The sequence below is a fragment of the Thalassospira sp. MCCC 1A01148 genome, assembly GCF_001613795.1.
GTDB lineage: Bacteria > Pseudomonadota > Alphaproteobacteria > Rhodospirillales > Thalassospiraceae > Thalassospira.
Map to the genome: position 1 here is coordinate 110,209 of NZ_LPVZ01000020.1, position 12,952 is coordinate 123,160.

At 54.0% G+C, this 12,952-nt stretch carries 13 protein-coding genes and 1 tRNA gene; 6 read left to right on the forward strand and 8 right to left on the reverse strand.

All coding sequences use genetic code 11. The features are described from left to right. Window positions 1–90: 90 nt before the first annotated feature. Window positions 91–726, reverse strand: coding sequence for a pyridoxamine 5'-phosphate oxidase family protein (locus tag AUQ43_RS10110; RefSeq protein ID WP_062956177.1), 636 nt, complete (start codon window positions 724–726; stop codon window positions 91–93). A 120-nt stretch (window positions 727–846) separates the two neighbouring features. On the opposite strand from AUQ43_RS10110, the gene AUQ43_RS10115 reads away from it, so the two are divergent. After that, window positions 847–2,367 carry a PLP-dependent aminotransferase family protein gene (locus AUQ43_RS10115; protein ID WP_062956179.1) on the forward strand — a complete coding sequence of 507 codons (1,521 nt, stop codon included), beginning with the start codon at window positions 847–849 and terminating at the stop codon, window positions 2,365–2,367. A 132-nt stretch (window positions 2,368–2,499) separates the two neighbouring features. Further along, window positions 2,500–3,978, forward strand: a complete 1,479-nt coding sequence (locus tag AUQ43_RS10120; RefSeq protein WP_062956181.1) for a deoxyribodipyrimidine photo-lyase — start codon at window positions 2,500–2,502, stop codon at window positions 3,976–3,978. Between the two features lie 38 nt (window positions 3,979–4,016). On the opposite strand, the gene AUQ43_RS10125 is transcribed toward AUQ43_RS10120, so the two are convergent. Further along, a complete protein-coding gene (locus tag AUQ43_RS10125; RefSeq protein ID WP_062956183.1) occupies window positions 4,017–5,564 on the reverse strand; it encodes a CYTH and CHAD domain-containing protein in 1,548 nt (515 codons plus the stop codon). 418 nt (window positions 5,565–5,982) lie between these two features. Here AUQ43_RS10125 and AUQ43_RS10130 point away from each other — a divergent pair, with 418 nt between their 5' ends. Together AUQ43_RS10130 and AUQ43_RS10135 are read left to right on the forward strand one after the other, a co-directional pair. Next, the gene (locus AUQ43_RS10130; RefSeq protein ID WP_062956185.1) at window positions 5,983–6,423 is read left to right on the forward strand and encodes a hypothetical protein; all 441 of its coding nucleotides are present in this window, start codon (window positions 5,983–5,985) and stop codon (window positions 6,421–6,423) included. 132 nt (window positions 6,424–6,555) lie between these two features. Beyond that, window positions 6,556–7,572 carry a hypothetical protein gene (locus AUQ43_RS10135; protein ID WP_062956187.1) on the forward strand — a complete coding sequence of 339 codons (1,017 nt, stop codon included), beginning with the start codon at window positions 6,556–6,558 and terminating at the stop codon, window positions 7,570–7,572. 137 nt (window positions 7,573–7,709) lie between these two features. Here AUQ43_RS10135 and AUQ43_RS10140 read toward each other — a convergent pair whose 3' ends face one another. After that, window positions 7,710–8,426, reverse strand: a complete 717-nt coding sequence (locus tag AUQ43_RS10140; protein WP_114129917.1) for an outer membrane protein — start codon at window positions 8,424–8,426, stop codon at window positions 7,710–7,712. A gap of 478 nt (window positions 8,427–8,904) precedes the next feature. Between AUQ43_RS10140 and AUQ43_RS10145 the strand changes: the two genes are divergently transcribed. After that, window positions 8,905–9,393, forward strand: a complete 489-nt coding sequence (locus AUQ43_RS10145; RefSeq protein ID WP_147250481.1) for a hypothetical protein — start codon at window positions 8,905–8,907, stop codon at window positions 9,391–9,393. Between the two features lie 58 nt (window positions 9,394–9,451). Here the strand turns inward: AUQ43_RS10145 and AUQ43_RS10150 are convergent. The 5 genes from AUQ43_RS10150 to infA form a co-directional block, all read right to left on the reverse strand. After that, window positions 9,452–9,527 (reverse strand) — tRNA-Phe (locus AUQ43_RS10150). Between the two features lie 117 nt (window positions 9,528–9,644). After that, entirely contained in the window at window positions 9,645–9,845 is a 201-nt protein-coding gene (locus tag AUQ43_RS10155; RefSeq protein ID WP_062956190.1) for a DNA gyrase inhibitor YacG, read from the reverse strand. Window position 9,846: 1 nt separating this feature from the next. Then, on the reverse strand, window positions 9,847–11,247 hold the full coding sequence (locus tag AUQ43_RS10160) for a ribonuclease E/G (protein ID WP_062956191.1): 1,401 nt from the start codon (window positions 11,245–11,247) through the stop codon (window positions 9,847–9,849). A gap of 2 nt (window positions 11,248–11,249) precedes the next feature. Further along, complete coding sequence (locus tag AUQ43_RS10165) at window positions 11,250–11,831, reverse strand: nucleoside triphosphate pyrophosphatase (protein WP_062956192.1); 582 nt, start codon at window positions 11,829–11,831, stop codon at window positions 11,250–11,252. Window positions 11,832–11,980: 149 nt separating this feature from the next. After that, window positions 11,981–12,199: a translation initiation factor IF-1 gene (infA, locus tag AUQ43_RS10170; protein ID WP_007092059.1), complete on the reverse strand. Its 219-nt coding sequence runs from the start codon at window positions 12,197–12,199 to the stop codon at window positions 11,981–11,983. Between the two features lie 256 nt (window positions 12,200–12,455). On the opposite strand from infA, the gene AUQ43_RS10175 reads away from it, so the two are divergent. Then, complete coding sequence (locus AUQ43_RS10175; RefSeq protein ID WP_062956193.1) at window positions 12,456–12,950, forward strand: GNAT family N-acetyltransferase; 495 nt, start codon at window positions 12,456–12,458, stop codon at window positions 12,948–12,950. Window positions 12,951–12,952: the final 2 nt, after the last annotated feature.

The window sequence follows — 12,952 nt, forward strand, 5'->3', positions numbered from 1 at the left end:
TCCCGTCCGGTGTACCCTAAAACAGACCGGTTCGTAAATCAGACATCGAACAGAAGCCAGCACAGGCGAAACAATTAACGCGGGATCGACCTAGCGCGCCTTGCGCTGGATGCCGGGTTTAAGGCGACCATCATCAATTGGCGCCCCCCAAACGGTATGACAGGGCAAGACGCCGGCCCAGACATCCAGATCGTAATCTTCTTCGTCATCGACCGGATCACCTGCACGAACCTTCGCCGATACCTGATCAAGGTCAAAGCCCAGGAACATGGTGGCCTTGAGTTCCTGTTTGTTGGGCTGGCGGATATGGTCCCACCGGCCCGGTTCAAGTTTTTCGGTAAACAGACGGGAATGTTCCATCTTGTCGGCGTCATCTGCCACCACTGTGCCGTGACCATAGATGATCACAGACCGATAGTTGGCCGAATGGTGGAAGGCCGAACGCGCCATCACCAATCCGTCAAGGTGGGTAATGCACAGACAGGCTTCTGCCCCATCGGCAATCGCCGCAAGAATGCGGTTCTTGGATGCGCCATGGATATAGATCCGCTCCCCCACCCGCCAATGGGCCGTCGGGATCATCGCCGGGCGCCCGTTCACCACGGTGCCGACATGGCAAATCAACGCATCATCAATGATGCCGTGAATTTGCGTGCGATCATAACTGGCACGGTTGGGGCCCCGGACAACTTTGGTGTGGGGCTGGACTTCGTATTGATCAGACATGGCGGGACCTCTTCTTCAAAAAACCGGACGTCGAATTTGGCCCGATCATGGATCAAATTGGACTTTTCAAAAGGTCCATTATAATAAAAATGACAGAACCAATTATTCCTCGGGGACGCGATGCCACGCAGCGATTACAGCTGGATCTATCCAAGTCAGATCAGTGATACCGATGATCAGGGCAGGACAACGGCCTATCGCCGTCTGTATCACGGCATTAGATCGGCTATCCTTGACGGGCGTTTGCATCCGGGCGAACGCCTGCCGGCCAGTCGCGATCTGGCAAGGTCCCTTGGCATATCGCGCAATACGGTGGTGGCCAGTTTCGATCTGCTAACATCAGAAGGCTATCTTGAAACCCGCGTCGGTTCCGGAAGCTTTGTGGCCAGCACCCTGCCCGATCGCGACATGCAAACCAGCCAAAACGCCAAGGCGAGACAACCCACCGCCCCCGAAGACCGTCCAGTCCGGCTCAGCAAAAGTGCCCAGCGCATGCTGACCTATCAAAGACGGTTTCCGCGCTTTCGCGTTGCCTGCCCGTTTAACCCGGCGACCCCCGATCTTGACGGCTTCCCGTTTGATCTTTGGGCGCGATTGCTGCGTCGATCATGGCGTGCACCTGATATCGATCTGACCATACCGGATGATCCGCTTGGCCTGCCGCTGTTACGGGCCGAAATTGCCAAATGGCTGCGGCAATCACGCGGGGTCAATTGCGATGCCGATCAGGTGATGATTGTCTCTGGCGCCCAGCAGGCACTTGATCTGGCCGCACGCGCCCTTGTCGATCCGGGGGATATCATCGCGACCGAGGATCCGGGATATGAAGGCATCCGTGGTGTACTGGCGGCAAGCGGGGCTGTTGTTCATCCGATCACAGTGGACGAAGACGGCCTCGATGTTAAAGGTCTGACAAAAACCCCTTCGCCTGCCCGAATTGTGGTCACCACGCCATCACGAAACTATCCGCTGGGCACCACGCTGTCGCTCGCGCGGCGCTTGTCGCTTTTGCAGTGGGCGCAGGATAACGATGCGTGGATTGTCGAGGATGACTATGACAGCGACTATCGCTATGACGGGCCGCCACTATCATCCCTGCAAGGACTGGATACCGACAATCGGGTGATCTATGTCGGCACTTTTTCACGGGTGATGTTTCCGGGGATCCGCCTTGGTTACCTGGTCCTGCCGCCAGCACTGGTTTCGGCCTTTCGCGGTATTCGCGGTTTTGCCGATGGCGTGCCAGCCCCGACAACCCAGGCCGCCCTTGGTGCGTTCTTTGCCGAGGGGCATTTTGGCAGTCACGTGCGCAAGATGCGGATGCAATATGGCGAACGGCGTTCACATCTCAAATCACTGATTGCTGACGATGCATCCGATATCCTGTCCGTATTGCCATCGGATGGCGGGTTGCATCTATGCGCCCGTTTGACCCGGGCGCAAGACGACATCAATATGCAGGAAGAACTGGTCAAGGTGGGTCTGGATTGCCGTGCATTGTCGTCCTACTTCGAGAAATCCCGCTCAGAACACGATGCTGTCCCTGTGCGTGGATTGGTGCTTGGCTTTGCCGGATGGAAAAAAGATGTTCTTTCGCAAAGTTTCGGTGAACTGGTCAGAACCATCAGACGTATGTCTTGATGTACCCCGAGCCAGAGAGAGCGCCTCGACTTCCCCTCTAGACGCTGTCACGGTCGTGACGCTCTCTCCCCTCCGGCATCAGATCTCCCCAAGACATTGCCCAGAACACAGCCCAGACAAGCAGGAAGACAGATGACTGAACGCCCGATCGCGATCATGTGGTTTCGAAGCGACCTCCGACTGGCGGACAATCCGGCGCTTCTGGCTGCCCAAAAATGGGCCAAGGAACATGACGGCGCTGTGCTTCCGGTCTTTATCCTTGATCCGGTGATTTCAGATCAGTTGGGCGGGGCGACGAAATGGTGGCTGGAAAAAAGCCTGACGGCGCTGAACCGCGATATCGCCGAGCTGGGCGATACCAAATCTGATCGCGCGCTGCGCTTGTTTGCGGGGGATGCAAAATCCATTCTCGAAAACATCGCTGACGACAAACCAGTTCAGGCCGTATTCTGGAACCGTCTTTATGACAAGCCATCGACCAAACGCGATACTGACATCAAAACGATCCTTCAGGATCACGGCCTGACCTGCGAAAGCCACAAGGCCAACCTATTGTTTGAACCATGGGACGTCAAAACTGGGCAAGGCACAGATTTCAAGGTCTATAGCCCGTTCTGGCGCGCCTGTCAGAAGCTGCCGACACCGCGTGAGCCCCATGCCCCCCCGCAAAGCATTGAACTGTTCAAGGGCGCGGTTGATGGACAAATCAACATCACCGACTTTGACCTGTCGCCAAAGCCGGTGAATTGGGCCGGTGGCCTTGACGAGCGGTTCACCCCCGGCGAACAGGGCGCGAAAGACCAGCTTTTTGACTTTATCGATGATCGTCTTACCGATTATGCCGATATGCGCGACCGCCCGGACCGCCGGGTGACATCAGAACTCTCGCCGCATTTGCGCTTTGGCGAAATCAGCCCCTATCAGGTTTGGCATGCGGCCAACCACTATTCCGACGCCAATCCGGGCAAGGGCAAGACCGCCTCGAAATTCATCGCCGAGCTTGGCTGGCGGGAATTTGCCCATCACATCCTGTATCATGCAACCGATCTGCGTTCTGTCCCGCTTCAGGGCCAGTTCAAGCATTTCCCGTGGTCAGAAGACGCAAAAGGCCTTCGTGCCTGGCAAAAAGGCCAAACAGGTTTTCCGATTGTTGATGCCGGCATGCGCGAACTCTGGCACACGGGCTATATGCATAACCGGGTGCGGATGATTGTCGGCTCTATACTGGTGAAGCATCTTTTGATCCACTGGCAAGATGGTCTGGCATGGTTTGATGACACGCTGGTTGACGCCTGCCCGGCCAACAACCCGTTTTCATGGCAATGGATCGGTGGGTGCGGGGCCGATGCCGCCCCCTATTTCCGCATTTTCAATCCCGTCCTGCAGGGCGAAAAGTTTGATCCCAAGGGCGACTATGTCCGCCAATGGGTGCCGGAACTGCGTGACATGCCCGAACAATATATCCATAAGCCATGGGAAGCATCCCCGCTCATCCTCAAGGCCGCTGACGTAACTTTGGGGAAAACCTACCCCAAACCCTTGATCGGGCTTAAGGAAGGCCGTGAGCGGGCTCTTGAAGCTTATCAGGACATGAAAAAGGCTGCCGAGTAATCCCGACAGCCTTTTGCGCAACTGGCAGGGCCGGTTTTCTATTTCCAGAAAACCTTCTGGTCGGTGAAATCGTGCATGGCGTCTTCGATCCCCTCAAGACGATGATCGGCACGGGCCCCGAACCAGCCCGATATCAGCCCCACCGCAATCATCCCGTCTTTTGAAAGCTGTGGGGCCAGTGCCATCAACCGTGCCTCTGCAACGGCGGCATCCTGAAGCTGGCCCAGGATTTCCTGCATCGTCGTGAGTTTGGAGCGGAACTTCTTGACCTTTTTCGAACCGTAAATCGCGCCAAAAAACTCGGTCCCGTAACGCATCTGTTTGACATCAAGACGAAGCGCATGAAGTTGTGGCGTCGTCAGACCCGCAACGTGATCACCGCGTTTTGTGACCCGTTTATAGGCCTGTTCCAAAAGCGGCTCGGCCATCTCAGACACCGGTGCAGCCATCGCCTTCATCTGCGCGGCAGTCGCCCCTGATGCCCAGCGCGAATAGCTTGCCCATGCGCCAAGCAACAAAAGCAACTGACCATATTCCGGTTGATCAAGCATCTTGCGCGCGTTGGCAAGGGCCGCCTCGCGCTGTTTTTCCGCAGCCTTTCGCAGTTCGGCGACACCAGCATGATCAGGGAAGCGTTCCTCGATCATCGGCAGGGTCTCGGTCAGGAACACGTCCCAATCGCGCAGGCCATCAAGCCCCTTGCTGCAAAGCTTCAACAACCGGCGCAGCAAGACGGCCTCGCCCGCAGGCAGGTTTTTCTTAAACAGGTTAAGCGCCACCCGCAGGCGGCGCATGCCAACGCGCATCTGATGGCAGCCTTCGATATCAAGATCCTGACGCACGCAGACCTCGTTGCTCAGGATCATGCGCAGTCCTTGCGCGATCACAGCACGAAACGCGGTTTCAGCCGACATATCCGGGGTCAGTTTGACCGCTGCAGCGCGATAGGCCCCCGGCCCCTTGCCAAGGTAAAGGTCACGCCCCCGGGAAGCCTTGGATCGCATACTGAGCAACAGCGGCACGGTGCGTTGCAATTCAAGAGCAAGATCAAACAGGGCCGCTGGATGGCCTTTTTTCAGTTCAAACTCGACTTCGGAAATCGGCACTTCCTGTTCACCAGAACGCACAACGCCTTGATCAATGGCAAGCTCCATGACCGCATCACGATAGGTTAAGTCCACCGCGCCGCGCTTAAGGTCACTTTCAAAGATGCGGTCGATCTTCTTTTTCTTCACAAACTTCTTGAGAAGCTTTTTGACACCCTTGTCGGTAAAGCGATCAAGATCAAGGACACCTTCTTCAAGCTCGACCGTCCACTCGTTGCGTTCGGGCAAGGCTTCACGCAAACCGTTGGTTGCCTTGACGGTCTGTTCCCAGCCCTGCGTACCCTTCTTGCGCAGGCGAACCGCCAAACCTTTGTCAGCCAATGATAGTTTGGGCGTATCATGATAGATGGAGACAAGGTGCGTGGTCACCAGACGACGGCCTTCCTTGACTTCACGCAGAACCGGTGCGCTTTTCAGGCGCGCAACGTGTTTTGGATCGATGCGAAGTTTGAGTTCGATTTCGATCTGCTTCTCGGCCATCTGGTTCCCCTAAGCGAGTGATTATAACAGCGCATCAGCACTGTTCCGCCATCAAGTAGTAACCAATTTTATGTTTCAGCGGGTTGAAACACGAAGCGAGACTGATGTTAGCGGAATGTAAGATTTTCGCAACAAAAGGGCAAAAAACACCCGCAAAATCAAGCCCTAAAAGGCCAATCAACACTTTGCTCAAGCACTTGTTTTCATACGAAAACGAATTGAATAAATCAGGTTCACTTAACGCTTTTCTCCGACGGGATAACTCGAACGTATACCGGTCAAGACAGTTGCAAAGCCTTTGCCAGACAAACGATTCCGAGTGGCTGAGATGGTGTACTTTGATATTTGAACCCTGTCGTTTGCGAACGGTCTGATGTCAGTTAAAGTCACTGCAAATTCAATTAGTCAGAGCGTGAAAATGCAAAGCCTTGCCCGGATCTTCAAGACTACTCTGATCATTGGGGTCGTAAGCCAGTTAATCGGGTGCAATGCCGGACCTGATGTTAACTTTGAGGCATGGCAGGAAAAGCAATCTTCATCGGCGGTGCAGTATACCGTCGATGAAGAAGTCAAAATCACCTTGAACTGGTCGCGGATTGGCCCATTCTCGCGCTATAACACGCGGCTTCGCGCGAACGCGTTTAGCGGCTTGATCGACATCTATGGCGCGCAGACCTGCCTTGGGAAATACGTCCGTGACGACCGCCTGTCCCCTGCGCATGGCTGGTGGGAAATCGTTTGCCCCGACGAAAGCTATGCCGCGGGGAATTTCCAGATCGATGTTCAGGGAAACATTCAAGGCGTCGGCACGGCAATCAATGGCGAAAACGTCTCGTTCGCGCTTGCCATTCCAAATTGAACCTTCCGCATTCCGTTTTATGCGTAAAACCAGCTTTGATTCATCCTCAGGCCTTCCCCCACCTATGAACAGGTTTCTTGTCCCTTACAAGTCGTTATCTTGGTTTTGGGACATAAAATACTGAGGGCAAAAATGAATTCCAAACTGAAGATCAAATTTCTGGTCGTTGGCGCGATTGCAACCCTGCTGGCAGGTTGCCAGACAACGAAGAACAACAAGTTCTCGGAATGGGAGCAAAAACCGCTGGGGAAATCCAGGTTCAACGTTCCGACCATCTCAAACGTGCCAGTGACAAAACTGGAACAGAACGAACGCAACAATGGTCAGGTACAGAATGACAAATGGGAACTGGCCTGCGGTCAGGGCTTTGTGACGACGGCACATACATTCGATGGCTGGTTCGTCACACAAACCGAAGCAGAACTGGCAGACGAGGACGAGTTTCGCGCGACTTTCAAAAACACTGGTATCGTCATCCAAAATGCCATTCCGATAACGTCAAACGCAAATGGCAAGGCCGTTGGCTATTACGGTGATGCAAAGCTCAATGATCTTCCAAACTGCACAGTCGCCAAGTTTGGCGTGCGCGCAGTTCGCGGCGTCAAGATCTACGACAGTGACCGTGGCACCATTGATACAATTGTCACGGCATTCTATTGCGGTCAGTCTGAATTCAACATGCCACGTTTCACACAACAGCTCTCTGTCATTGACGACCGCGAAGCTTATGCCGCGCAGGTAAACGGGCTGCCTTCGGCGCGTTGTGGGTCGGATGGCGGCCAAGCCGACGTATCACCGCAGACAGCAGGAACAGACTGGGTCTCGAACACCAAACTGGGGACATATGACGGAACTGTCGATATGTCTTGGGGAAACAACCTGCAGGATAGTGATCTTGCAGCCAATATTTCTGTGAGGGATTACGGCGGCGCATTGAAGTTCGCTGGCCCGAACAAGGATCAATGCAACTTGCAATTCCGTGTCACGAAATATGACACCCCCGAAGCCGGGACATGGTTTGCCAATTGCAAAGCAGGAGATTTCGCATCCGGCGATTTCCGCGTCGACAAATCCCGACGCCTGATCGCGGAAGGTGAAAATGACGCGAAGGATGCGGTTGAGTTTTCACTGCTGCTTCCACAGCCATAAACTGGCGCGCCAACGAAAGACGGGTTCTGCGCTTCGTTCAATTTTGGTCGATGCCAATACAATTGCGAAGCTCAGACCGCAAAAACAAAAAACCCGGCCAGAAGGCCGGGTTTCCTATAAACAGGCTATTGAAGTCCTTAAAACTCGTAACGCAAGCCAATAGAGATTGAGGCTGACGAGTAGTTTTCTTTATCGGTCGTTGTTTCCGCCAGATTAAATGAACCGGCTGTCGTGTAATACCGGGGCTCAAGATCAAGATCGCGGATCTGGAAGTAATTCGCCCTCGCAAAAAGATCGATATTCGATGTGACTTCCCAATCCGCACCAACAATCAACTGCCCGGCATAAGAATAGTCATCATCGTCTTTAGTACCTGACGTCTCGACAATTTCAATTTCAGCGTGACCAACCCCAAAGCCAAAACCCACAACCGGCTTTACCGGGAAATCTACATCGAAGGTGTAAATCCCGTTCACCATGAAGCTGTTAGACTTCATGTACCCATTCGATGAAAGTACGCTATTGTTGGTTTTGTTGTAGTAGCGATCAAGATCATTGGAGCGATGCGCATACTCGACTTCTACTGACCAAGTATCCGTCAAGTTATAGCCAAGCCCTGCAGACGCCATGTGGCCATGCTTGAAGTCTGCTTCAAAAGGCACGGTTGTTAACGTCGCACCTGCTGAGGTTGTGCGATCTGCTTCAACGTTTTCAAGTGTCGTTAAACCAGCACTACCCTGAATGTACCAGTTTCCCGCATCATTTGCGGAAACTGAAGTCGTCAAGGCCATCGACGCAGACAAGACCAAACCTGCAATCAACTTCGACGGAAAGCACTTTACGAAATGTTTCACTTTAGATCCCCTCAATCTAATCCATGCGTGGCTTAACAACTAAAACTATTCATACATAGCGTGAATGACCACCTGTATAATACGTAGTATCATACTAAAATGGCTCACCTGTTAGGATCAAAAAATCGCACGATCGAAAGCACACATTTCAAATGTGGAAACATTTAACGGGAAAACAAAGCATAAAAACAAAAAACCGGTCACAAGGCCGGGTTTCCTATAAACGGCCCGGCACGCCCACCAGGGCTCTTGGCCCAAACCAATAGAATTTCATTGCTGCCCGCGCACTCTCTGTATTGGTCGATGCTTCTACGAAGCCAGATGAACCTGTTGTTGCGTAATACTGCTGCTTAAGATCAAGACAACAGGTCAAGAAGTACCGCGCGCGGTGATGTTTCATTCGACGTACCGGTCCCAGATCGAGTTTGATCTTCACAATAACGTACGCACCGTAAATCAGATAAAACGGATACGTTACTTGCGCATTGCTGCCGCAACCGTACAGTTACAAGGAAACTATCGAAAGATCGGAGAGCAGATGCGTATTGGGCCTATGACTGCCATTATGAGCTTGGGGGCGTCCCTGTTCTTGAGCAGTTGCGCAAGCACACCTCAACCAGCATCTTCAAGCATCCAAACGGATCTTGAAGAGCCTTATCCCCAAAAAGGTGTCGTAAAGATCAGTATTGGCTGGCCGCGCCTGGGCCCTTTGACAAGCTATGATGCCCTGGTTCAAGCCAACGAAGCTGAAGGCCTGATTGATGTATATGGCGAACAAACCTGCCGGGGCCGGTTTGAGTACACCAGCGAAGTACCTGATTTCGATGGCTTGTGGGAATTGTTTTGCGCCGATGATGGTACCTATGCTGGCGGGTTCTTTCAGCTCAATGATCAGGGCACTATAATCGCGTCCGGCATTGATCTGCATGATACACAGATTTCGTTCACCCTGCCGGTTCCGGACTGACCGGGCGCAAAAACAAAAAACCCGGCCAGAAGGCCGGGTTTTTTTGGCTACCGAAAGATGGTGCCCAGGGGCGGACTCGAACCACCGACACGCGGATTTTCAGTCCACTGCTCTACCAACTGAGCTACCTGGGCAAATCCGACTTTCGCCTCCGTTTCCGGAGTGTTCCCTGCGGAACGAGCGGGGTTATACAAACTCCTTTGGGGCTTGTCCAGCCTCAAATCGCATTTTTTTTACGATCACGCGTCGGATTAAAATTCTTCTTCATCTTCAAGGTCTTCGAGATACTCTGGTGGCTCGCTGGCGGGAATGGCGTAGCTTTCATTCATCCATTTGCCAAGGTCGAGGTCCGCACAGCGTTTGGAGCAGAACGGCTTGTATTTTTCATCGGCCGGCTTGCCACAAACCACGCAGTCCGAGCTGGCTGTTTTCGTTGTCTTTTTTTCATTCATGCTAGTTCTTCTCCAACCGATAGGCATCGTCTTCGAGGGTCGGGTCCGCGACAATTTTCGGCGCAACCCCAAAGGCATTTGTCAGGATCTGGATCGCATCGTCCCTGTCCGCAAGTGTCTTTGCCACACCGGGGCTTACGGACAGATCAACCATCCCGCTCACCCCATTTCGGGTTTCCGCAACAACAGCGCGCACAACGGAATTCAGTGCTGCATCAGGCAAAAGACGGGCGCGTCCCCGTGGTGCAAACAAGGTGGCACGAAGCGATTCGCCAGCACGTTGTCGGCTGAATTCATACAGCCCCAGTCGGGTAAAGCCGCCAATCTGAACCGCACCATCAAGTTCGTCGCCAAAGGCGTCACGGATTGCGGCCTCAAACTTGTCGCGCCCTGCCCGTGATTTCATGCGAAGCGGATCAATCACCACAAGGCCACCGATGTTGCGCAGGCGGATTTGATGCACGATTTCGGTTGCCGCCCGAAGATTGATGTCGACCGCACGGGTTTCGCTGTCGCGCCCGGCGTCTGCCCCGGCGGCATTTACATCAATGGCACAAAGTGCGGTCGCCGGATCAATCGCGATCCAGCCTCCACCGTCCAGTTCAACGCGCGGTGCCAAAGCAGCGGCAATTTCTTCTTCGATATCCTGATCATCGAATAACAGTCGACTACCGACATGACGCACAAGATTGTCATCGGACTTGCCAAGCATGGTGAGCAATCCACGCAGGCGTACGAATTCGTCTGTGCCATCAACAACACATGCGCCGCCCGCCATCAGATGCCGCTCGATCACCTGATCGGTTTCTGATTGCGCCTTGCTGACCATTTGCGGCCTGGATGCCTCAGACAGGGCCTTTTGGGCCTTTTTCAATTGTGATTTCAGAAGCTTGTATTCAGCCGTGATCGTATCAGGCGTCCAATCCAGCGCAACCGAACGAAGCATGATGCCGTCCTGACCGGCCTCAAGAGAGCTCAGCAAGTCATGCAGTTCAGTGCGCCGATCGCCATCTTTAAGCTTGCGCGGCAACTCGATATGGTTGGCCCCCGGTCGCAGGATCATGCCCACACCTTCGATTGCAATCCGCCCGGTAAGCTTTACACCCTTGTCTTCAAAACCAAGACGGGAAATCTGGACGAGAACCCACTGCCCTTCATGCAGCGGGCCGTGATAGCGATCAAACGGAAGAAGCCCGTCAGCCATACCGTCCAGAGCAACCATGGCGGCGGCCATTTCCGGCATCAGTTTTGAAACACGGCCAAGATGGATATCAAAGCGTGCGGGACCACCGCGATCAATCCACAATCGCGTCAGGCGGTCATTTTCGATCAGGGCAACCCTGCGCTCAAGCGCGACGGCGTCAATCAGCAGGCGGGTATGATGGGTGCCGCCAACTGCCATGATCAAACCTCTTTGGGGGTATAGCCAAGGCCGCGCAGAAGACCGTCCACCTCGCACAGCGACAGTCCGACGACATTGGAATATGATCCCGAGATCGCCTTTACAAAGGTCGCTCCGTAGCCCTGAATGGCGTAGGCGCCTGCCTTGCCCTGCCATTCATCATGGGACAGGTAACGGTTCAGGTCATCCTCGCCCAGTGTCCGGAACTTTACCTGTGTCTCGATCACACGTGAACGCGTGGTGCCGTCGGGCGCAATCAGGCACATGCCACCATAGACCCGATGCCTGCGCCCTGAAAGAAGGGTCAGGAACTTTCGCGCCTCGGCCACGTCTTCTGCCTTGCCCAGCGCACGTCGGCCGCAGGCGACAACCGTATCGGCGGCAAGCACAAAGGCCCCGCCATTGGTCTTGGCAACAAAACGTGCCTTTTCCTCGGCAAGGCGAAGGGCCAGCCGACGCGGGCTTTCATCGCGCTCGGGTGTTTCATCGATATCTGCGGGAACAACCTGATCTGGCACAATTCCGATCTGCGCAAGCAGCTCAAGACGGCGCGGCGATGCAGATGCCAATATCAGTTTCGACAAGATGTGGCTCCCGGATATCCGTCCCAGACCATTCCGACCAGAAATGTGATGAGTACTCACATTTCGATGCAGGCAGCAAAATGCACCCTGACGGCAAGGGTAAACGCCCCGCCAGACAAGGTCAATTTGCGCTTGGTCGTGGTTTCAGATTACTTGAAACGGAAGGTAATACGACCTTTGGTCAGGTCATAAGGGGTCATTTCGACGCTGACACGGTCACCTGCGAGAACACGGATACGGTTCTTGCGCATTTTGCCCGAGGTGTGGGCAAGGATTTCGTGGTCATTGTCCAGCTTCACGCGAAACATCGCATTGGGCAGAAGTTCAACGACAGTGCCCTGAAACTCGATAACGTCTTCTTTAGCCATGTGACTCCTAGCTTTCGTATTGCAATATCAAAATACCGGTGGGCCGCAAACTGCTCTGAACCGGGCAAAAGGTCAAGTCCTTTCACGCCCAAAGCAGGGCGTTACAGCACTGCGTTAAACGAATGGCGTAGTCTTGGTCTTGTCAAACCGCCCCAAACCGACCGCGACCAAAAGAACGTCGGTTGCCCCCTTTCCGAATGTCTCCTTGCATCCTAGGATACCTCCTTGTCTTTGACACTATGCAGAAAGCCACCTGATGACCAATCCTCACACCATTGAAATACGTCTTGCGCAACGTCATGACGCACCGGCACTTCACGCCATGATTTGCGAGATCGGCAAGGCAACAGGATGCGCGGACAAGATTGCGAGTACCCCCGAAGATCTGTCGCGCGATGGATTTGGCGAGCACCGTGCGTTTGAAGCATTGATCGCCATTGACGATGACACGCCGGTCGCCATGTGCCTGTTCTTTCCAAGCTATTCGACATTCCGCGGACGGGCCGGGCTTTATATTCAGGACCTTTATGTCGCGCCAAGCCATCGCGGTGGCGGTTTTGCCAAACGTCTGGTCAGCGCGGTTGCCAAACACGCCCATGCCAGCGGCAAATCCTATATCCGGCTATCGGTTGATGCCGAAAATGCAGTGGGCCAACGGTTTTATGAGAAGCTTGGCATGCGTCACGCCGATGATGAGAAGATCTATGTGCTGGACGGGGGTGCGTTCGACGCCCTGGCGAGATCGAATTGACC